This is a genomic window from Deinococcus sp. QL22, assembly GCF_023370075.1.
Lineage (GTDB): Bacteria > Deinococcota > Deinococci > Deinococcales > Deinococcaceae > Deinococcus.
In genome coordinates, this window is the sequence record NZ_CP097151.1 from 162,737 (window position 1) to 183,155 (window position 20,419).

Below are 20,419 nucleotides of genomic sequence, written 5' to 3' on the forward strand. Positions count from 1 at the left end.
CCGGGAAGCGGCTGCACCACTCGTGTGCTTCCCAGCGGCCTCCCACTGACACCCACCTCTCGCCCTGTTCCGGCGGCCAGCGCCGCCTGGGCACCATGGAGACGATCATTACCATGCCAGCAGAATCCAAATCCACACTGAATTCCTCCACGCTCATTCCCAAGCGCGCACGCGCACCCCGGCAGGCCCGAACCACAATCCCCAAGTCTGCTGCCCACGAACCCGCCACCGAAGTAGAACTCGGTCAGCCTGCAGAGTTCACCGCACTGGATCAGTTGGCCGCTCCCGTTGACCCGGACGTGCTGGACGATGACCTGAATCTGGAAGTGGATCTGGATCCAGCTCCAGTTGGCGCCAGTCAGGAGGCTGAGGAACTGGAAATTCAGATCAGCGCGGACGCCTACCAGGGTGATTCGCTCCGGCAGTACCTGCACGAGATTGGACAGATCGAACTGCTCAGCGCAGTGGAAGAACTGGATCTCGCGCGCCGGTACGAGGAGGGCGAAACGGCCCGCACTGAATTGGAGAGCAACCCGGATCTTGACGACCGCCACCGCCGGCACCTGCATCGGCTGGTCGAGGACAGTGAGGCGGCCAAGAAAGCCCTGATTGAGGCGAACCTCCGTCTGGTGGTCAGTATTGCCAAGAAGTATGCCAACCGTGGACTGAACCTTCTGGACCTGATTCAGGAAGGCAACCAGGGCCTGATTCGCGCGGTCGAGAAGTTCGAATACCGCCGGGGCTACAAGTTCTCAACCTACGGGACTTGGTGGATCCGTCAGGCCCTGACGCGCGCCATCGCAGACAAGTCACGTACCATCCGCGTTCCTGTCCACATGGTGGAGACCATCAACAAGCTCAGCCGCGTCAGCAGCCAGCTGGAGATGGAACTCTCACGTGAACCTCTTGCGGAGGAGATGGCCGAAGCGATGGGGTCGGATTGGGACGCCGAAAAGGTGACGGATACGCAGAAGGTAGGCCATGAGCCGATCTCTCTGGAAACACCCATCGGGGATGAGGGCGACAGCTTCTACGGTGATTTCCTTCCGGACGAGCGCTTCGGCTCGCCCGTGCAAAACGCCAGCCAGACGATCCTGAGCGAGGCGCTGGAACGCGCACTGAACTCGCTGGGTGAACGTGAAGCGCTCGTCCTGAAGCTGCGCAACGGTTTCGTGGACGGCCACGAACATACGCTTGAAGAAGTGGGCCAGCTTCTGGGCGTCACACGTGAGCGCGTGCGCCAGATTGAAAGCAAGGCGCTGCGTAAACTTAAGTACGGCGAGAGCCTGAACGCCGGCCTACGCGATTTTCTGGACTAAAGCGCCTGCCTGACCCTGGCTCTACCTTGGCCTGAAACAGCCCTCCTGCATGGGAGGGCTGTTGTGCTGATCTAGGGAATTGAACTTCATAGATCGGCACTTCTGCCGCCAGTGCCCAGCCGAATCGCGGTCGGGGCAGGTCAGGCCGCGTCCACTTCAGCCCGGGTCGAGGGTTCAAGGTAATGACGCATGGTTCTGGCAACTTTGTGTGTTGAGCCAAGCCGTGGGAAGCTTGGTTCGTCACTCCCACTCGAGCCGACAAGCCTGCTGGCAACTTTGGTCATCCAAGACCGTGAGTTAAATCCTGGCCGGCTCGAGGCCCTTTCGATCAGGCGCAACAGTATTCGAGGCGTACGAGCCTGCACACAAAATTCCGCCGACCGGATCCGGGTAGTGACCCGCTTTTCCTTTCTGGGGGGTTGTATGTTTGTTTTGGGTCTTGACGTCGGTAAAAGCGAGCTGTACGCCCGTCTTCTCCAGATTCCTGAACCGGGGAAGTTTGTCCCTTTGGGAACGGGGAAAAGTGTTCCCAACACTGCCAAAGGGCATGAACAACTTCTCGCATGGATGAGGAAGTCTGGTGCGGGTGGAGAAGGGACTTCAGTCGTGATGGAATCCACGAGTGTGTATTGGGAGCGGGTCGCCATGACCTTGTACGAAGCAGGGTGTCGTATCAGTGTTGTCAATGCAGCACAAATCAAATTTTTTGCAAAGAGCACGTTGCGAAGAGGAAAAACTGACAAGCTGGATGCAGACTTGATCGGTAGGTTTGGAGCGGTGATGCATCCAGCACGCTGGATGCCCCCTGCAGCAGACCTAGTCGAACTCCGTGCCCTGCTGCATGCTCGGGACAATATTGTCGAGCTCTCGACGGTCGAGGCGGGCCGTCATCACGCCATGGATCACCGGTATCAACCCTCTTCCAAAGCACTCGGCTTTTGTGAAGCACGTCAAGCACTCCTCGCTCAGCAACTGGTTGAAGTGAACGAGGCGATCAACGCGCTGGTTCTCACGTCGGTCCGTCTTCAAACGGACGTGACGTTACTGCGTTCCATTCCTGGGATTGGTTCATTGACTGCGGCAGTACTGCTCGTGGAGACGATGCATCTGAGCCAGATGGAAAGCTCGAACCAGTGGGCAGCATATGCAGGCCTTTCCCCCGTTCCAAGACAGTCGGGCAACTTCACCGGCCGAACGCACATCTCAAAAATAGGAAACGCACGTCTCAGACGTGCATTTTATCTCTGTGCGCTGACAGCCTCTCGAATGAAAAATGGGTTTGGGAACTTCTACCGACATCTGACATCACAAGGCAAACCTAAAAAGGTCGCCCTCATTGCCCTAGCTCGTAAGTTGCTCCGAGTCGCCTTTGCGGTTCTGAAGTCGGGCCAAAAGTTTAATCCGGATTACCAACGTCCCTCGCCTATGGCCGCTTGACGTTCCTGAACCAACACAGTATTTAATATTGAGCAGGCCAAATCTAGCCAGTGGCGGTCTGAAGTTCAGACCGCTGCATCAACGGCGTGTTGCCAAGCCAGGTGGGCCTTGGACTGATTCGATCTTCGATTGAGCGCGGGGACAGTGGTGCGGGTGGGCTGGTGGAGAGTTGAAACGCGGGCATGTCTGGCCAAGAATTCCTGTGCTCGTCGAGGTTTCCTGAAGCCTAATTGACTTCGCTCCTGTTCCCGGGGAGGCCGATGGGATTGCCAGGTCAAGGTATGGCAGCGCGCCGTTGAGATGACCTGGATGTGCTCCACAGCGTGGAGTACGGGAAAGGTTGTGTGGCCTTCACTTGACCTGTGGCAGACGGAGGGCAGGGGTGGCCTGAACTTCAGGCCACCCCTGCTGAGAGCATTGACCACGTTGGGAACGCGTGCTGTTGATGGCTTCGTCTGTGGGTCGCGGCAACGCCCCTTCGGGTGTGGTGATGAGGGTTTGCCACTCGGGCGTGCAGCTTCAACACCTCCTGCGCGCGTTTCTTCCGCCCCATCCCCTGTTGACCTCGCTCTTGGCGCCGTGTGGGACGGTGTGATTGTTCAACCAAGTTGTTGCCGCGTGCCAGGGAGATCACCTGTTGGTGGTCGACGCCCAACAGACTTGGGCGCGCTCGAATCGCCGCCCCATAACTGCGCAACTGATTGTTGTGAATGACCTCTGGGACGTCATATTCACCCAAGAGCTGAGTCAGAAAGGTTTTTGCGGCATCAGTATCGCGATGCCGCCCAAGCAAGATGCCCTGCACGAAGCCGTGCTTGTCCACGGCCCTCCAGAGCCAGTGTCGGACGCCATCGACACTCGTACCCACCTCAATCAGATGCCACCGGGTCCCCCGCCGGGGGACCCGGTGGCGCAGGGCTTCCGTGAAGAGGGAGCCGAATGGAAGGCACCACTCGCGGAGCGGCTCGTGACTGACCCCGATGCCCGGCTGGTGCAACAATTCTTCGACGTCCCGGTCGCTGAGTAGGACACGGTGAGAGAGCCAAATCGCGTGCTGGATAATGCTCACCCTGAATCGGTGACGGTACGGTTTGATGTCGGTCACGGACGGTCAGCGTACCCCTATCCAGTTAAGGCAACACAACCCTCTTGGTTGTTTTCGGGTGTAAAGACGGCGCAAGCGGCAGCGTTGACCCCGTACTGCTTAACTGCATGACTTGATTGGGCACAAAGAGAGGGAGGAGGCCGAGCAGCTCTGGCCTTCTCCCCTTGTGCTTGATGTTGCCGGAAGCTGCCTTAGCGCGCGGCGTCCCGCTTGCCATCGGCAACCTGCTTGGCAATGGCGGTCTGGGCCTCGTCCAGAGCAGGCTTAGGATCCTTATCACGCAGGAGCACATCGTCCACGGCCTTGTTGATCGCCGTTTCATACGAGGGCGCGTACAGTGGCACGGTGTCCACGTAGGTGTATTTCAGGTTGTTGGCCAGCTTGATGAAATTGGGGTTTTTGTTGCCCAAACGCGCCACCTGATAGCCGGGGAGGTCGTTTTGCTCGGCAGCCCAGACCTTGGCTCCCTCGGTGGTCAGGTATTTGGCAAAAGCAAAAGCCTGTTTCGGGTATTTGGTGCTGCGGGGAATCTCGACGTTGAAGCCGCCGCCCCATGAACTTGTACCGTCCTGTTTGCCGTCTTCGGTGGGCACCGCCACAAACCCGTACTGCAGGTTGGGGGCGTTCACCCGGAGCGTGGTCAGGTAGTTGCCGTTTTTCACTACCATCGGCACCTTGCCCGACATGAACTCGTCCTGTGCGCCGCCACCAAACGACGCCTTGAAGGCAGCGTAGTTGTTCGCGCCGTACTTGTCAGTCCATTTCTTCATCCAGGCCAGCACTTTCACAGCGCTGGCATTATTGGCACGCGCTTCTTCGTTGTTCTTATCAAAGAAGGAATCGCCCGCGTTGGTGAGCCAGCCGGCGTAGCCGAAGTCTCCGAAATTAGGGTGGAACCCTATACGGGTCCAACGGTTGCCGTCTTTTTTGTCCAGTTTCTGGGCGTAGCTCCAGAGCTCGTCCCATGTTTTCGGTGGCTTGTTGGGATCAAGACCCACTTCCCGGAAGGCGGCCTTGCTGTAAAACAGCACGCGGGTATCCGTGACAAAAGGTAGGCCGTACTGTTTGCCGTTGTAGGTCGCGGTGCTCCAGAGGTTAGGGTAGAACCCACTCTTAATGGTGTTTGCGCCTAGCGCATTCAGATCGAGGATCTGATTTTTGGCTGCGCGCTGCTTGGTGGTCCGAATATCCAGCACAACCACATCAGGCGCGTTGCCCGCGGCGACTCCAGCAATGGTTTTGGTGATGATCTGATCAAACGGAACGCCCGTGTATTCCACCTGAATGTTGGGATTTCGTTGATTCCAGGTGTCGATAATTTTGGTGATCGTGGGGCGACGCTGCTCACTCAGCCAGTGGGCCGAAAACTTCAGGGTGACCTTTTGGGCCAGAGCAGGTGCTGCAAGCGCGTTGAGCACGACCAACATGCCGGTGACAACGAGGACTTTCCGGTTCATAACTTGCCTCCTGCGACTCTCGTAGCGACTATTCAGTTCAGTGGTTCTTTAATAGTATAAAAAAACTCGCCCTCAGTCAAGATTTGGGAATAACGCTTTCCTCATCCATTCTTCCCCATTCTTATTGAGGCGGGTTTGCTGTGTGTAGTGCGGTTTCAATCACAAAGGTGGCTGTGACAACAGCCGTGAGGCCCAGCCGAATGACGTTTTGGCTTTTAAAGTTGACGCAGTGTTCAGCCCACGCCATTCTCAAGATAAGAGATGATGCCAGACGTGTTCTCGACCCTCTCCGTCACGGCTCCTGAAGCACTTGGTCTGAATGGCCGTGTGCTTGCAGCGCTTGAGCGCCGAATTGCCCTCGCTTTTCCGGATGTCACCAGTCTGCTGGTGGCACGGCATGGACAGCTGGCCTTCGAGCGTTACTTTGATGGGAAAGCTGCTGACCCACGCGATACCCAGTCCGTCACCAAAAGTATCCTGTCGTTTTTGACGGGAACCTCGCTCCAACGCGGCCTGTTGTCCAGCCTGGAGCAACCCGTTTTGCCTCTGCTCTCCCGCATTTCGGCCACCATTCAGGATTCGCGTTGGGCAGAGGTTCAGGTGCGCCACCTGCTGACGATGACCTGCGGCTTGCCCTCTGAAATTACAGATGCCAGCTATGACGACGCCTGGTTTACCAGTCAGGACCCTGTTCGCTTTGCGCTGGAGTACCCCTTGCTCGACGCGCCTGGCACCACTTTCCGTTACTCCAACGCAGGGGTTCACGTGCTGGGTGCCGCCCTAGCCGAAGCGGCGGGACAACCTCTGGCAGCCTTTGCCCAGGAGACGCTGCTCGGCCCGCTGGGGGTGGTGGCCCCGAATTGGCCTGCTGATCCCTATGGCCGCCCCTTCGCGTCGGGCAGCCTGCACCTGACCTCCCGCGAGATGCTGCGTTTTGGTCAACTGACACTTCAGCGCGGCTGGTGGAACGGCACTGAACTCATTCCAGCTGGCTGGATTGAGCAGGCCACCCGGCCTCAGCTGAAGGGATTTGAGTGGATGGAAGGCCTTCCCGACTACGGACTGCTGTGGTGGGTGACCCACGAAAGCGGCACGGCAGGCTGGTACGCCACAGGCTACGGCGGCCAGTACGTCGCCGTTTTTCCGGAACACGGTCTCGTTGTCGTCATGACCGGACGGGTGAGCGACCACCCGCCGCACCGCCAGCTTATTCCAGAGCTGTTGGGGACAGTGTTGGGATGAGGGGCAGCCCGTCAGGAATCCATATTTTTAAAGCTTTAAAATATTAGAAAGCCCTCGTCGGTAGGATGACGTGATGAGCGGCCGCAACGTCTGGAGCGCCCACGCTCAGAGGAGAACCGCATGGAAGAACTGTGGATCAAGGATGTCCAGATGGTGACTGAAGGTGGCCTGAGTGAGCGTGGCTGTCTGCAGATCAGGGACGGACGTTTGGCCCGCGTGATGGTCGATGTGTCACCGCCCACAGGTCAGGCCGAGGTGCTGGACGGGCGAGGGCAATTGCTGATTCCGGGCATGATCGACCTTCATATTCATGGGGCCAACGGCCACGACATGATGGACGGCACCAGCAGCAGCATTGAAGAAGTTTCGCGGGCCTGTGCGGCCACGGGCTGCACCTCGTTTCTGGTCACGTCCGTCAGCTCGTCTCTGCAAGACCTGCTGCGTCTGATCGACCGCGTTCGGGAAGTTGCGGGACAAGAACCGGGCGCACGGGTAGCGGGTATTCATGCCGAGGGGCCTTACCTGAACGCGGCCCGCAAAGGCATGCAGAACGAGGCCTTTTTGCGCCACCCTAACCTGAGCGAAATGCGGCAGGTCCTCCAGCACGCTGGATCGCTGCTCAAGATGGTCACTCTGGCCGCGGAACTGCCCGGCGGCTTGGCCCTGACGCGCCACCTCAAGGAACAGGGCGTTATTGTGGCCCTGGCCCATTCGGACGCCACCTATGAAGAAGCGCTGGCGGCCTTCCGGGAGGGGGCGAGCCATGTCACACACTGTTTTAATGGCATGCGCCCCATTCATCACCGCGACCCCGGCCTGATCGTGGCGGCCTTTGAGCAACAGCATGTCAGCGTGCAGGCCATCGTCGATCAGGTGCATCTGCACCCTGCCATCGTCCGGCTGATGCACCGGATCAAGGGGCCGGAGCGGATGGTACTGATCACCGACGCTCTGCAGGCGATGGGGCTGGGCGACGGAGAGTATGTGTTTGGCGGGCACACCGTGGCGGTTCGGGAAGGCGTGGCCCGGCTGCCTGACGGCACGCTGGCCTCCAGCACCGTGACCATGAACGAGGCGCTCCGGAACACCGTCGAACTTGGTATTCCACTGGCCGACGCCGTAATAATGGCGTCCACCACGCCCGCAGACCTGCTGAACCTGCCCCACAAAGGGCGCATCGCTGTTGGAGCCGACGCCGATCTGGTGCTGCTGGATGACCAGTATCAGGTGGTCTGGACGATGATCGGAGGCCAGATGGTCTTTGGCTCAGGGGCTTCAACTCAGGAGCAACAGACCGGGTCAATGACCTGCGACTAAAGTCGCAGGCTTGTGTCTGAGCTCCACCGCAGCTCTGAGTACCGTTGCAGGCGCTCAGCTTTGGCTTCAACGCTCGACACATCAGGGCGCACTGACAAGGCACCCGTAGCGGTCCAGTCCTGCCGGACCGCCAACGCTCTGAGAGTGACATTTCTCGCTCCAAGCAAATCTGAATGCACCTGGTACCCGCAGACCTCGCAGACGAACATCAGTCCAGCTTGAGGTCTATTCCCCTTGCTGGTATGTCCGCACTTGACGCACTGTTGCGAGGTGTAATGGGCATCCACCCCAAGGGCCATGCTGCCGACCAGACTGGCTTTATAGGCCAGAAAAGTCTGCAACTCGGCAAAACTCCACTGCGAACGACGCCGCCTGGCCCGCTTGGCCTTCAGGCTGGCCTGCGGGTTGCTGCGTCCTTCGGTCCGGGTGCGGATGTCTTTCAGGTTCTCCAAGCCGATGATGGCCTGGGGATAGGTCTTCAAAATCTGGGAAGCGAGGGAATGATTGCGGTCAGCGATGAACCGTCTTTCCCGGCCCGAGAGCAGAACAAGTCTGCGTGTCGCGGAACGGGTGCCTTTGCGCTGCAACGATTGACGAACACGGGCAAAGCCCTCTTTCTGGTGATTGGTTTGCTGGCCTGAAAAGAATGTGGTGCGGTTGCGGGTATTGGTCACGACGGCATGGAAGCGCTGCCCCACATCTACGCCCACGACGTTCTTATGGTCTGCAGGCTGAGGATCAGGCAAGTCCACTTCCAAGCTGACCAACAGAAAATACTGCTTTTTGGATTTCTGGTAGGAGAGCTTAGCGCCGCCGACTTCACAGCCGGACTGGATCAGCTCGAGGTGCTTGGAATAGCCCTGATAGGTCATGATTTGACGGCCTTCCAGGGTAAGGACGCTGACTTTGCCGTCTTTTTTCCAGGTGTAGTCCTTGCCGTACTGGTATTCCAGGGTGCGGGAGACGAACTTGGCGGGTTGCTCGAAGCCACGAAAAGGACGCGGCTGATGGCCGGGCTTGACGCTTTGAATGAATTTCTGGCGGGTGTGATGGTCTTTGCACTTGGTCCACAAGCCCTTATAACAGGCGGCCACCTGACGTGGAGCGCTGCAAGCCATCTGAGAGGGCAAACCGATAACTTCGCGCAGATGGGTGTAGACCTCTTTTTGAATCTTGGCGGCTCCGGAACACTTGTTCATGTCGAAGGCCCGCTTGGACGTGTAGTTGAGCGCGTCACGGAAGGCCAGCGTGGCCGCATCGAGGGCGGCTTTTTGCGCCTCGGTGTGGTTCAGCTTGAGCTTTGCAGTGAGCGTAACTTTCACAAGAAATAGAATAGAACCATATCCTTGAAAAAAGTAAGAAGCTTGAGCTTGGAGCGAAACGCTTCAGCACTCCGCCCTCACGGTCGGCTGGGCTATCCCTTACACGACTGAAGTCGCGTGCTTCCCGCCCAGACCCAGTGAACCCGTGAGGGCATATCCCCACAGGCTCAGGGAACGCTGGACAACCCAGCAAGCCTCAGAGCATCTGGCCAAGTGGAAGCGCCGGGAGTCATTTCCCCGGCGCTTCCATTCTCCAAAATTCACTCCGGGCGGCTGACGGCCTGACACAATTTATGAGGGAGAGCGAAATCTGAGCACCCAGCCGCCTTCTAAAGCGTCCACAGAACTGACATGCGATTTCTTGCGACGTCCGGGAGGCGCCGGATCGGCGCCTCCTTGGAGCGTCAGGCGGTTGAGTACTGCCTGCCCCCGGCTCAGCGCGAAGTGGACGCCGCGTAAACCAAGTTTCAAATAGCTCAGGGCGCGGTTCCAATGGGGATCAATGGTTCTGCGCACACCCTGCTGCACGAGCTGGAGTCCTTCGGAGACGAGCAGGAGCGTGGCCACAGAGATCACCAGGATCAGGCGTTCGAGGCTGGCGGCATCACGCAGTTTGGAGTCCTCCAGACCGAAGAGGCCACTCTTATCATCCAAGAATCCTTCCTCTATTTGGAAGCGCTCGCCGTACTCAGCAAACGTTGCACGACTGGTGGGTTCATCGCTCACCACCTGCCACTGCTCTGGGCCGTCCGTGGGACGGCCCAGAAACCATGCACCGGCCCAAATCGGTGTCCGGTGATCGTGACGTTGTGGAAGCAGCGCGTTTCGCGCGCTGCGAGTTTGATTTCCCGATGGTGCAGACCCGTTGCCCGTCTGGAGCGGCCAGAATCAGGCTCGATTTGATGCGGATGCGGAAGTGCCATCCGCAGACGCGGAGCCAGCCCATCAAGGCCGTGTCGCAAAAACCCCGATCCGCCAGGAGTCGAACATCGTGCAGCCCAAGAAAATCCAGCAGGCCTTTGACCTCGGCGAGGACAGGCAGGAGTTGTTCGGTGCCGACCTGAGCACTGGCATGCTCTAGGACGCGGGAGACGAGCGGTACCGCGCGTCCCCGGTAGAGGACGGCCACCCGGATCAGACAGAAGCGTCCGAACAGGATGCTGGTGTCCAGCGCCAGCGTCAGGGAATGCGGGCCCCAATCCCGCAAGGCTCGGGTAATCAGGGGGCCATACACACTGCCAGGGGCGATGGCTGGATTCTCCAGCCACCGTCGGCAGCGACGTTCGGTGCTCTGGGCGACCGTGGCCTGGGAGTGGATGTGCGGCAGCCAGGAGGGAATGGAAACGCTCTGGGACAGCACCAAGCCGCTGACCATCCAGGCCAGCGTACGGGCGTTGCGGACGTCGTTCCACAGGGCGGGGTGGAGGTGGGGCAGGATCGCTTGGTACAGTCGGGGGGCGTCCCCGGTGGCATTTTCGGTCTTCACAAACAGAAAGTGTCCCCTACCGGGGACGCTTTCTCATAAATTGTGTCAGGCCATCAGCTCCGGGCGGTCAACAAACACCATTCTTGACGACTGCTTTATTCGTCATCACGTAAAGGTCTGATGGGACCAAGAGGCACCTCCGGCGTGCTGGCCCCCAGGCCCGTCTGACTCGACCACGTTCCTGTGGAATTGATGGGCGGCACGGCGGGAACCGCGTCCTGTGTGGTTCCTTCCAGTGCGGGCGGATTCACCCGGTTCTGGCTGTCGCGCTCAATTTCCTCGACCGACTTGCCAAGCGGCTTCAGCGTGTCCAGATCGTTGCGTTTCTGGGTCATGCTCCATCGTAAAAGCCGTGCCGTGCCATTGCATCTGGGTGCTGTGCCAATGTCTTAACCTGTGCCTGCCAGCAGGCTTGCCCCCGGCTCAGAGGGTCAGGGGTGCAGGCCGTTCGGCGGTGGTGCTGAGGGTCAGGGTCCGGCCCGCCTCGGCACTTTCCAGCGTGCTCTGCATGGCGTCCAGCACGTGCAGCGCCAGTTGACCGCTGGCCCGTGGGGCGCGGCCCTCGCGCACGCTGGCCAGCAGATCGCTGAGGCCCAGGCCCCGGCTGTTCTGGCTGTAGGGGCGCTCTACAGGCACGTCGCGCCATTCCTTGTCCTGCGCCAGCCGCATACGAACCGGGCCGCCAAAGGTATTGGGATCGGGCAGGCTGAGGGTGCCCTCACTGCCGTAGATTTCTATGCGCGGCACCTGGGCGTGCCACACGTCGAAACTGGTGGTCAGAGAGGCAGCTACCCCCGAGCCGAACCCCAGCAGGGCCGTAACGTGGGTGGGAGTCCGCACCGGAATGCGTTCGCCCAGGCGCTTGGCCGTGGTGATGGTGCGTTCCTCAAAGCCGCTGACCGCCTGACCGGTGACGGTCTGAATTGGCCCCAGCAGGCTGATGAGTGCCGTGAGGTAATACGGTCCCATATCGAACATCGGGCCTGCTCCGGGTTGATAAAAAAAGTCGGGGTTGGGATGCCAGGTTTCGACGCCGTGGCTCATCATGAACGCGGTTGCGGCCAGGGGGCGGCCAATCACGCCCTCATCGATCAGCTGGCGGCAGGTTTGCAGGCCCGCGCCCAGAAAGGTGTCGGGAGCGCTGCCCAGGCGCAGGCCCCGCGCCCTGGCCAGTTCGACCAGGGCGCGGCCCGCCTCCCGGTCAAGCGCCAGCGGCTTTTCACCGTACACATGCTTGCCCGCTTCCAGCGCCGCCCGGCTCACCTCGGCGTGCGCGGCAGGAATGGTAAGGTTCAGAACCACATCCACGTCTGGATGGGCCAGCAGTTGGCTGGGCGTCAGCACGTTCGGGATGCCAAACTCTCTGGCGCGTGCCTGGGCCCGCTCGGCAGACAGGTCGGCCACCGCCACCACTTCAAAGGGAACCAATTCAGCGGCATTCTTCAGGTAAATGCTGCTGATATCGCCCACGCCGATGATCCCAACGCGGGTCATCCCAGTCTGGGTCATGCGAGCCTCCCGGCGGCCCACAGCAGACCCCGGCGGTGCAGTTCGGCCACCGTGGAATGCCCGAACTCGCGGGGGTCGTGGCCCACCGACGAATAAAACACCCGGCCCTGCCCGTAAGGACGGGTCCAGGCCACCGGCATCACGGTTCCGGCAATCCAGGGCAAGACCTGATCGTCGAACGTGGTGGTCGCCAGCACGGTGTTCGATGGGTCCACATGCATGTAGTACTGCTCGCTCTCGATCTCAAATCCGCCCAGGCCACGGGTCACTGGATGGTCGAGGGCCGTCACCTCCACGCGGTAGCGCCGGATGTTGCCGGGGTGAGAGGCAAACTGGCCGCCCACCATAAATTGATAGTCGGTGTCTTCGCGGAAGGCGTCGCCCATGCCGCCGTGAAATCCACCCAGACCTGTGCCCGTTTCCACGGCGGCGCGGAGGTTGCGGCTCTGCTCGCCAGTCAGCTTGTCCATGGTCCAGTTCGGCACGATCAGGGCGTAGTCGCGCAGGGCGTCGGCATCTTCGAGCGCTTCCAGGGTCGTGGCGTCCGTGACCTCCAGACCCGATTCTTCGAGCATCCCGCGAATCAGGGCAGCGAATTGATGGGGCTGGTGGCCGGGCCAACCGCCGGACAGGATCAGGGCGCGGGCGGGGGATGTTCCAATGGGGGTTTCCGTCATGGTAAATCTCCTGTTTGAACCGTGTGGATATCGGCGAGGGTGGGCGCATGTGCGCCGGGGCGGGTACAGGCGGCGGCAGCGCAGGCCAGAGCAAAGGCAAGCTGCTGGGGCGGAGGCAGGGGGGGAGCGCGGAGGGTGGCGTACAGCAGGGCGGCAATACTGGCGTCGCCCGCGCCCACGGTATCGGCCACTGGCACCCGGTAGCCCGCATGAACGAGGTCGGCCTGCGGGGTCAGCAGGCGCGCACCTCCCTCGCCCAGGGTGAGCAGAATGGTGGCCTGCGGGTTCAACGCCCGCAGATGTTGCAGGCCTTCTGCGGGCGTCAGCTTCGGCATCAGGCCCGTCAGATCGTCACCCGACACCTTGATCAGGTGTGCCAGCGGCACATAGTCCAGAAAGGATTCGCGGTAGGCCCCCGCCAGTTGAGACCGGAAATTTGGGTCATAGACCACCGTCAGGCCGCGTGCCCGCGCTTCACGGGCCAGCGGCAGGAAGGCGGCGCGGGCACGGTCGCGGACCAGGGTGATGCCTCCAAAATAGGCAGCGACGGCCGGGGCTTGATCCCCTGACTGACTCCATAGGGGCGCAGCGGGGCCGCCAAACTGCGAATCGGCGGCTTGCTGGGCATAAAACATGTACTGAGCCGGGTCGGTGCGGTGAAGCAGAGACAGCGCGGTGGGGGCCTCGGTGCGCGGCGCAAAGTGCAGATCAAGCCCGCCTGCCTCTCCCTCCCGGGTCAGGCGTTCTCCGAAAGGATCGTGACTGAGGGTGCCCACGAACGCCGCCGACAGCCCCAACGAGGCCAGAACGCGCGCCACATTCCAGGCACTGCCTCCGGCCCGCACCCGCCACTCGTCGGGGCCAGCGGGCACAAAGTCCATCACCGCCCCACCGAAACACAGTACGCGGGTCATGGGCGGTCCAACGGGCTGCGCTGCAACGAGGCGATGGCCCGCAGCAGAAAGTCGGGCGGGCCGAACGAACCGCTTTTGAGTACCAGCAACAGATGTTCGGCGGGGGCGTAGGTGCTGGGCAAACCGGGGGCCAATTCCTCGACCAGCACGGTATGGGTGACCCCGCAGGCACGCGTCAGGGCTGCCGAGGTGTCGCCGCCCAGTGCGATCAGTTTTCCGGTGCCGGACTGACGCGCCACCTGCACCGCTGCCTGAGCCAGCGTGCTGGAAATCCGCTGGCTGACCTCCACGCCGCTGAGGCCGAGACTGGCCCCCAGAGCCCGCGCCCCGGCCACCTGATCGGGACTGTTGGGCGAACGCAGCAGGGCCGTGCTGTGAACCTCCACCGTTGGCAGGACGCGGGCCGCCAGTTCTTCAGCCGCCCGTTCTGGCGTCTGCAACGTCAGTCCCAGATCCAAATCATGCACATGGCCTCCTGCCAGAACGTACTGCTCAATCTGGGCGCGGGTCTGCGGCATCACGGATCCGGCCACCAGAATCACGCGGTCAGGGTGACTCCACGGAGCAGCGGCCCGCACCGCAACAGGCTCGGCGGGGGGCCACACAGCGGGCAATTCCTCGGCCAGTCCGCTGGAGCCCAGAAACACGGGTTCATGGGCAAACGCCTGGGCCAGTACCTGCAAATCCTCCTGCGTTTCGGCGTCCAGCAGGATATAGCGTGCGCCTGCCCCGGCCAACGCGGTCCGGGCAGCCTGCACGGCCTCGGCTCCGGCCCGCACAGTTTCGATGGGCAAAATCTCGGTACGGTGCGGGGTCTGCGCTGACAGACTGAGCCGCAAATTGCGCTCGCGGAGTGGATGCACGGGGTCGGCTCCAAACTCGCTGTCGGGCAGGGATATGCCCCGCACAAAGTGGTCGCCGTGCAGGGTGGTGCGCCCATTTTTGGGGAAAGCCGCAATCACCACGCCGGAAGCCAGGCCCAGGGTGTCCAGCATGGCGTCAAATTCTACGCCCACGTTTCCCCGGAACACCGAGCAAGTCTTTTTCCAGAATGCAGCGCACCCGGCGGCCTGAAGCGCTCTGGTGGCCCGCACTACCCGCGCCCGCGCCTCCTCGGGGGCCAGAAAGCGCGAGTCGGTGTCGATGATCAGCACGTCGGTCCGGGCTTGGGGCAGCTGAACACACAGGCCCTCCCAGTCGGCCTCTGCCGAAAGAATCCGGACGGCGTACCCATGCTTGGCCAGCAGCCCGCCAATATCGCCCGATCCGGTGATGTCGTCGGCCACGACCCCCAGGCGCGGCCTCATGGCGTCCATCCCTGAACGTGCGCCAGCAGACGTGGACGCTGTTCACCGGGCGCAATGACTGCGCCGTGCGTGGCGCGGGCGTTGGCATTCAGCAGTTCGGCATCGTCCAGCACGCGGGCCTGCCCCTGCGACCTCAGCCACACCCGGACATTTTGTTCCAGTTCTTCCAGAATATCCCCCGCTTCCTCCAGGCTGCGTCCATAGCTGACAACCCCGTGATTCTGCAGCAATAAGGCCTGCACGCCCCGGCAATTCCGCTCTACGGCCTGGGCCAGCGCCGCGCCGCCAGGGGGCAGATACGGCAGCAGCGGCACCCGCCCCACTCGCGTCACGGCGTAGCTGGAATGCACCGGCAACACGTTGCCCCCTTCGGTAGGAGCCGCCAGACACGAGAGGGTCAGCGAATCGGTGGCGTGCAGGTGCAGCACGGCGCAGACCTCTGGCCGGGTGCGGTAGATGGCTGCATGAAAGGCCGCCTCTTTGGAGGGCCGGGCTTGAGAGTGGGCAGCCTGGAAGCCGCCGTGCAGGTCACATTCGGCAAAGTCCTGGGGCTGCTGCCGGGCAAAGGCGGTGTTGGTGCCACTGACCAGAAAGCCCTGAACTTGCACCGAGTTGGCCTGTACATGGCCGAGGCGGTGGCTGAGGTTGCCGCCCGTAGACGTGGTCAGGCCGCGCCCGGCCAGGTCCCGTGCCGCCTGAGCCAACTGGCTGCGGAGGGCGCCGGTCATGTCCAACCGCCAGCGGCGCTGAACACCGGACACGCTCCGCGCTGCACGCAGGCGTGGGCGTAGATGAACATAGCCGCCGACCAGCTTTGACCCCGGAATCCGCTGGGACGGCCCGAAACCCCGTGATGCCATTCGTTGAAATCCCATTCCAGACCCGGCGTGCGCGACAGGCGGTTCATCTGGGCGAGGCGTCCGAGTTGCGCGGCAGCCTGTTCCAAACGCCCCGCCTTGACCAGTGCGGCCACATAGAAGCCGCCGAGAAAGGGCCACAGACCGCCGTTGTGGTACTGGTGCGGCAGATTCAGATTCCGCAGGCGGTAATACTCGCGCCAGTCGCGTTCACCGGGTTGCACAGGCGGATAGATGGCCTTGACGGGCCACGGCTCGTTGATGCCCGCCGAGTCGATGTAATCCAGAATCCTGGCAGTCTGAGTCTCGTTCGCCAGACCAAACAGCACCGCCACCAGATTCCCGAAGGTGTCGAAGCGGTCGCTGTACTCGCGGAAGCCCATGTACGGCAGGTAGTAGGGACGTTCCTGCAACACCGTCTGGGTCAGGCGCACCGGGTACAACCACTCTTTGCGGTGCTGCTCAATCCAGGTCAGGTCAGGCTGAACTTCGGGGCCGACCCACAGCAGCGTATTGATCTTGAAGCGAATGTCCTCGGCGCGGGCCAGATAAGACGCGCCGTCCCCTCCCAGTGCCCCACTGATGGCGGCCATGCAGCGCTGAGCAGCGAACCACAGTGCATTGGGCCACAGGCTGTTGTAGCGGTTGGCAAACAGGTCGGCCCAGTCCATCGCCTCATGCACTTCCAGCAGCCCACACTCGTTGCTGTCCTGATACTCCAGCCACAAATAGGCGCGTTGCAGGTGCGGCCACAGGGCCTGCAGGCGGTCGCGGTCGCCGTCTGTCTGGTACACGTAATAATTGCCGATGATAAACCACAGGCTGTTGTCGATGCAGCCCGCGTGGGCGCTGTCTACGACCACCGTGGGGGCCTGCTCTCCCACGTGCAGTGCCCCGCCGTGGGCGAAGAGGGCCGGGTCGGGAATTCCGGTAAAGCCCACATTGTGCGGAATATTGCCCAGGCGGGACTGGTAGGCAGCCAGGGTACGAATCGACTGGCGGGCGATCTGCTGTCCCTCGGGGTCGCCGCACAGCATCAGCCCCAGCGAACAGATCATGCTGTCGCGGGCCCACACCTGTTTGTAGGCGGTGCTGGACCCCAACAGCCCAATAGGACTGCCGTTGCCCAGCACGGTCTGCTCGGCCTGCACCCGTGCGGTGTCGGCCAGAGCGGTGGGCTGAAGAGTCATCCCGCCGGCTCCGGTGGGGTGGCGGCCCGCGCGGTGGCCCTGGCCTCGGCTTCGGCAGCCCAGACACAGCGCCGCGCAAACAGATCGAAGGTGTCGCCTGCCACCCAGTGAAAGTTCTCCCGGACCACAGGCAATTCCTCCAAGACGTACTCGCGGGCACGGAGATCGTGGGGATGATCGAGTGCGCCCAGCGCGGACTTCAGCACCCGGCCCCAGCCCGCAAGTTTGGCAGTCCACGGGGCGAGGTTGGCCCGCAAAGCTGGGTCGCTGAACCGGGCCAGCGTTTCGGCGTGGCGTTCGATGTCTTGTGCCAGAGAACGCAGGGGCGCTTCATCGGGCGTGATGGGCTGCGGCGGAGGCCGTCCGGAAAGGTCCGGGCCTGCCACAGCTGGGGGGCTACCTCGCGCCGCCCAGAACGCATCTATGGCGGGCCAGAGAGCGTGGTGCAGTTCTTCTGTGCCGATCAGCGGTGTGCGGCGGGCCAGATCGGCCAGAAACGTCAGGGCGGCGGCTTCCTGGGGCGTGGAGGTGCTGGCCTGGGCACTGGCCCGGAAGGCCCCGGCCGGGTCGTAGACGTGCGGATCATGCAGATAGGCCGCCGTGGTCCGCATAGCCACCTGACTGGCGGCGGCCAGAGCCCCGGCTGCTGCAAAATAACCTGCGGTGGCGGCCAGCAGCTCAGGCGTGCGGCCCGTCAGCGGGGCAATATGCAGATCCATCTGCATGTCCAGGTCATTGACTGGAAAGTTATCCCAGATCACCGGGGCCCGGCGCAGCGCAGCGGTCACGTTGCGCAGGTCGGCGGCAGAGATGGTGGGGCTGCACACCTCGCGGCCCGTCCATAGCACGGGAACCCGCAGATCCAGCACCGAACCGAGGGCCCACAGGTACGCGGAATTGCCGCTGCCGTGGTATTCGGTGGGGCAAAAATACAACTCGCCGCCCGCTTCAACGTCTTTCAACAATTCATTGGTGAGCCAGCCCTGTGCGCGGGCCAGATCCGGGAAGGCCGCTGCGTCTTCACTGCTCTCGAAGCGGCTGGGCAGATCGTCCAGCAGCAGGGCAAACGAGCGAATGCCCTGAGCTTTGGCGGCCCGCAATTTGGACTGCATCAGGGCCAGATGGGCGGGGTCGCTGTACCTAAAACCCACCGCGCTCAGGCCAAAAATGAACTCGGTGCCGCCTGCGCGGGCGTGGGCCGACAGTTGGCCGAAGGCCGCCCATTCGGTGGACGTGTACGGTTCCTGCCAGCGGTTGCGGTGAATGGGGTCGTTTTTGGGAGCGTACAGATAGGCATTGAAGCCCGTCTGCTGCATAAAATCCAGCATGGCGTGCCGCTCGCTCCACGACCACGGGCGGCCATAAAAGGCTTCGAGAACTCCACGTCGTTCAGGCCGTATCGTCTCGGAAGGCAGGGACTCAGGAAGCATCTTCATCTCCAGAAGGGGCACAGGGGCCAGAGAAGGCCAGGGACGGCGCGGCGGGAGCAATGGTGACGTGGGTGAACTGGCTTGGATCACCGGGCGGGCCACGCAACTCGAAGTGCAGGCGCGTGCCGGGCGGGCCGCGGGGTGTAAAGATCAGATTCTGCGTACTGCGGGGCGGCAACTGCACAGGCAGGCGGTGGATGAGCGCGTCGTTGGCCCGGCCACTGAGCAGCACTTCGCCCTCAAAGGCAGCGCCGGTGGGGTTTTCAAGCGTCAGCGTGACTGGATCGCCACAGACCACCGTGATGGGTTCGGCCTGCACCAGCAAGCGGGCCGTGTGCGGTTGCAGGCTGGCGTGAAGGGCCTGAAGCTGCTGCCCGCGCTCCAGCAGCGCCTCAAAGTAGCCTTCGGGAGGAACGAGCGGCGCATTGTGCCCGCTGAGAATCAGTTGGGGCCGCAGGCGGGCGTACAACTCGGCGCTCTGCACATAGTCGCCCTCCCGGAACAGGTTGGGATAGGTGTAATTCAGGTCCAACCCGTCCGCGCCGCTGTACTGGTCGCCGCCAAACAGCACCCGCTCTCCGGCAGTTTCGACCAGCAGTGCAGCGGCGTAACGCGCATGGCCGGGCAGCTCATAGGGCGTGATCTGAAATTCTTCCCATGCAAAGGGCTGGCCCAGCGGGAGCGACCGGTCAGCGGCCATGCCTCCAAACCACAGGCAGGGCAGGCGGTGGCGCTCTGGAACAGCCAGCACCTCCACCATGTTTTCCGGGGCCCACAACTGCACTCCGTACACTTCCCGGAGCAGCGGAATTCCGGCCACATGGTCATCGTGGTAGTGGGTGGGAACGACCGCGTCAATGCCGCTGACACCGTACTGACTTAGCAATCTGGGCAGGGTATACAGCCAAGGGCGGCGGGCATTCTGGGACGTGCTGTTGGCCTGACCGAAGCAAAAATCGTAGCCGAAATCAATCATCAGCGCCCGTCCGCTCTGGGCCCGCAGCACGTAGGCGCAGGACAGGCTGGTGCGGTTCATCAGCAGCCAGGGGCGCAGTTCGGCGTAGGGCTGATCCCTCAGCGCCCACAGCCGGGGGTTGTGGCGGCGCAAAGCCAACAGAGGCCGCAACGCTTCTGCGGTGATCATCAAGGCTTCCGGTTCCATGATCTCGCCGTGGGCAGGCAGCACCTGGGCGGGATGTTGGTCGGCCAGATCCAGCAATGACAGAACCGTTCCGGCAAGGCCTTCGCCGCCGTTATAGGTCCACTGGGTTGAGGCCAGACGCGCCACCTGACCCGGCGCGTAGAGCAGGCTTCCGGTAAACGCCAGCAGCCCGCCCGGTCTGTCCAGCAACAAAGAAACCGCGCTGGGGGTCGGGCCGGGCGTGGGGCGCACAGTGAATCTCAGCGCCCCGAAAGTGCAGGTCTGGTAGGCCCGCAGAGGCCGCGTCTGCGCTCCTTCGGACACCGTCCACACCGAGGGTCGGCCGTCGTAATTGTTGCGGAGATCGGCCTGGCCCAGGGCTTCCTGCGGGTTCAGCAACCCCGGCCCCTCCCCTTCCGGCGCGTACACGGGAATGCCCGCCTGCACTGCACGGGCGGCCCCAGCAGCCACATCGCGGTGGTGGTGGGTCAGCAGCACGGCCCGCACCTGCCGGATGTGCGGCGGCAGATTGTCCAGCACGCTGCCGTCACCGATGTTTACCAGCACCGCGCTGCACTGATTTCGGCTGGACTGACCGGACACGGCGTACACGTGCGCCGAACTGGTATGGCGGTAGATGCCCGGCAGAACCTCAATCATGGGAATACTTCCGGGCTCCGGTGAGGGCCGGAACCGTCGTTGCTACCAG

General features: G+C 62.1%; 18 protein-coding genes. 4 read left to right on the forward strand and 14 right to left on the reverse strand.

Going from position 1 to position 20,419, the window contains the following annotated elements:
- Positions 1-95 precede the first annotated feature (95 nt).
- Both M1R55_RS20185 and M1R55_RS20190 read left to right on the forward strand, forming a co-directional pair.
- Positions 96-1,319 carry a sigma-70 family RNA polymerase sigma factor gene (locus M1R55_RS20185; RefSeq protein ID WP_249395215.1) on the forward strand — a complete coding sequence of 408 codons (1,224 nt, stop codon included), beginning with the start codon at positions 96-98 and terminating at the stop codon, positions 1,317-1,319.
- Positions 1,320-1,712: 393 nt separating this feature from the next.
- Entirely contained in the window at positions 1,713-2,756 is a 1,044-nt protein-coding gene (locus tag M1R55_RS20190; protein ID WP_249395216.1) for an IS110 family transposase, read from the forward strand.
- Between the two features lie 394 nt (positions 2,757-3,150).
- Here the strand turns inward: M1R55_RS20190 and M1R55_RS20200 are convergent, their stop codons facing one another.
- Positions 3,151-3,861, reverse strand: a complete 711-nt coding sequence (locus M1R55_RS20200) for an IS6 family transposase (RefSeq protein WP_249395217.1) — start codon at positions 3,859-3,861, stop codon at positions 3,151-3,153.
- Between the two features lie 191 nt (positions 3,862-4,052).
- Positions 4,053-5,318 (reverse strand): ABC transporter substrate-binding protein, encoded by a 1,266-nt coding sequence (locus M1R55_RS20205; RefSeq protein WP_249395218.1) that lies wholly within the window; start codon positions 5,316-5,318, stop codon positions 4,053-4,055.
- 261 nt (positions 5,319-5,579) lie between these two features.
- Between M1R55_RS20205 and M1R55_RS20210 the strand changes: the two genes are divergently transcribed.
- The gene (locus tag M1R55_RS20210) at positions 5,580-6,560 is read left to right on the forward strand and encodes a serine hydrolase (RefSeq protein ID WP_249395219.1); all 981 of its coding nucleotides are present in this window, start codon (positions 5,580-5,582) and stop codon (positions 6,558-6,560) included.
- Positions 6,561-6,680: 120 nt separating this feature from the next.
- Entirely contained in the window at positions 6,681-7,877 is a 1,197-nt protein-coding gene (nagA, locus tag M1R55_RS20215) for an N-acetylglucosamine-6-phosphate deacetylase (protein ID WP_249395220.1), read from the forward strand.
- On the opposite strand, the gene M1R55_RS20220 is transcribed toward nagA, so the two are convergent.
- From M1R55_RS20220 to M1R55_RS20275, 12 genes are all read right to left on the reverse strand, one after another.
- The gene (locus M1R55_RS20220) at positions 7,874-9,199 is read right to left on the reverse strand and encodes a transposase (protein WP_249395221.1); all 1,326 of its coding nucleotides are present in this window, start codon (positions 9,197-9,199) and stop codon (positions 7,874-7,876) included. The genes nagA and M1R55_RS20220 overlap by 4 nt on opposite strands.
- A 291-nt stretch (positions 9,200-9,490) precedes the next feature.
- Positions 9,491-9,925, reverse strand: a complete 435-nt coding sequence (locus M1R55_RS20225; RefSeq protein WP_249391324.1) for a hypothetical protein — start codon at positions 9,923-9,925, stop codon at positions 9,491-9,493.
- Positions 9,915-10,685 (reverse strand): hypothetical protein, encoded by a 771-nt coding sequence (locus M1R55_RS20230; protein ID WP_249395222.1) that lies wholly within the window; start codon positions 10,683-10,685, stop codon positions 9,915-9,917. Before M1R55_RS20230 ends, M1R55_RS20225 begins: the two co-directional genes overlap by 11 nt.
- A 95-nt stretch (positions 10,686-10,780) precedes the next feature.
- Complete coding sequence (locus tag M1R55_RS20235) at positions 10,781-11,020, reverse strand: hypothetical protein (RefSeq protein WP_249395223.1); 240 nt, start codon at positions 11,018-11,020, stop codon at positions 10,781-10,783.
- 88 nt (positions 11,021-11,108) lie between these two features.
- On the reverse strand, positions 11,109-12,194 hold the full coding sequence (locus tag M1R55_RS20240) for a Gfo/Idh/MocA family protein (RefSeq protein ID WP_249395224.1): 1,086 nt from the start codon (positions 12,192-12,194) through the stop codon (positions 11,109-11,111).
- Positions 12,191-12,871 (reverse strand): ThuA domain-containing protein, encoded by a 681-nt coding sequence (locus M1R55_RS20245; RefSeq protein WP_249395225.1) that lies wholly within the window; start codon positions 12,869-12,871, stop codon positions 12,191-12,193. Before M1R55_RS20245 ends, M1R55_RS20240 begins: the two co-directional genes overlap by 4 nt.
- The gene (locus M1R55_RS20250) at positions 12,868-13,785 is read right to left on the reverse strand and encodes a PfkB family carbohydrate kinase (RefSeq protein WP_249395226.1); all 918 of its coding nucleotides are present in this window, start codon (positions 13,783-13,785) and stop codon (positions 12,868-12,870) included. The genes M1R55_RS20245 and M1R55_RS20250 overlap by 4 nt, the downstream gene beginning before the upstream one ends.
- Positions 13,782-15,092, reverse strand: a complete 1,311-nt coding sequence (locus tag M1R55_RS20255; RefSeq protein WP_249395227.1) for a four-carbon acid sugar kinase family protein — start codon at positions 15,090-15,092, stop codon at positions 13,782-13,784. Before M1R55_RS20255 ends, M1R55_RS20250 begins: the two co-directional genes overlap by 4 nt.
- Positions 15,089-15,820 carry a class II aldolase/adducin family protein gene (locus M1R55_RS20260; protein WP_249395228.1) on the reverse strand — a complete coding sequence of 244 codons (732 nt, stop codon included), beginning with the start codon at positions 15,818-15,820 and terminating at the stop codon, positions 15,089-15,091. The genes M1R55_RS20255 and M1R55_RS20260 overlap by 4 nt, the downstream gene beginning before the upstream one ends.
- On the reverse strand, positions 15,817-17,139 hold the full coding sequence (locus tag M1R55_RS20265; RefSeq protein WP_249395229.1) for an amylo-alpha-1,6-glucosidase: 1,323 nt from the start codon (positions 17,137-17,139) through the stop codon (positions 15,817-15,819). Before M1R55_RS20265 ends, M1R55_RS20260 begins: the two co-directional genes overlap by 4 nt.
- Positions 17,136-18,569, reverse strand: a complete 1,434-nt coding sequence (locus M1R55_RS20270) for a beta-N-acetylglucosaminidase domain-containing protein (protein ID WP_249395230.1) — start codon at positions 18,567-18,569, stop codon at positions 17,136-17,138. Before M1R55_RS20270 ends, M1R55_RS20265 begins: the two co-directional genes overlap by 4 nt.
- The gene (locus tag M1R55_RS20275) at positions 18,559-20,370 is read right to left on the reverse strand and encodes an MBL fold metallo-hydrolase (protein ID WP_249395231.1); all 1,812 of its coding nucleotides are present in this window, start codon (positions 20,368-20,370) and stop codon (positions 18,559-18,561) included. The genes M1R55_RS20270 and M1R55_RS20275 overlap by 11 nt, the downstream gene beginning before the upstream one ends.
- Positions 20,371-20,419 lie beyond the last annotated feature (49 nt).

Bases quoted from the DNA above. Each gene is read 5' to 3' on its own strand.
- M1R55_RS20185 (WP_249395215.1), top strand. From the start codon at position 96: ATGGAGACGATCATTACCATGCCAGCAGAATCCAAATCCACACTGAAT.
- M1R55_RS20205 (WP_249395218.1), bottom strand. From the start codon at position 5,318: ATGAACCGGAAAGTCCTCGTTGTCACCGGCATGTTGGTCGTGCTCAAC.
- M1R55_RS20210 (WP_249395219.1), top strand. From the start codon at position 5,580: ATGATGCCAGACGTGTTCTCGACCCTCTCCGTCACGGCTCCTGAAGCA.
- nagA (WP_249395220.1), top strand. From the start codon at position 6,681: ATGGAAGAACTGTGGATCAAGGATGTCCAGATGGTGACTGAAGGTGGC.
- M1R55_RS20235 (WP_249395223.1), bottom strand. From the start codon at position 11,020: ATGACCCAGAAACGCAACGATCTGGACACGCTGAAGCCGCTTGGCAAG.
- M1R55_RS20240 (WP_249395224.1), bottom strand. From the start codon at position 12,194: ATGACCCAGACTGGGATGACCCGCGTTGGGATCATCGGCGTGGGCGAT.
- M1R55_RS20245 (WP_249395225.1), bottom strand. From the start codon at position 12,871: ATGACGGAAACCCCCATTGGAACATCCCCCGCCCGCGCCCTGATCCTG.
- M1R55_RS20250 (WP_249395226.1), bottom strand. From the start codon at position 13,785: ATGACCCGCGTACTGTGTTTCGGTGGGGCGGTGATGGACTTTGTGCCC.
- M1R55_RS20255 (WP_249395227.1), bottom strand. From the start codon at position 15,092: ATGAGGCCGCGCCTGGGGGTCGTGGCCGACGACATCACCGGATCGGGC.
- M1R55_RS20260 (WP_249395228.1), bottom strand. From the start codon at position 15,820: ATGACCGGCGCCCTCCGCAGCCAGTTGGCTCAGGCGGCACGGGACCTG.
- M1R55_RS20265 (WP_249395229.1), bottom strand. From the start codon at position 17,139: ATGACTCTTCAGCCCACCGCTCTGGCCGACACCGCACGGGTGCAGGCC.
- M1R55_RS20270 (WP_249395230.1), bottom strand. From the start codon at position 18,569: ATGCTTCCTGAGTCCCTGCCTTCCGAGACGATACGGCCTGAACGACGT.
- M1R55_RS20275 (WP_249395231.1), bottom strand. From the start codon at position 20,370: ATGATTGAGGTTCTGCCGGGCATCTACCGCCATACCAGTTCGGCGCAC.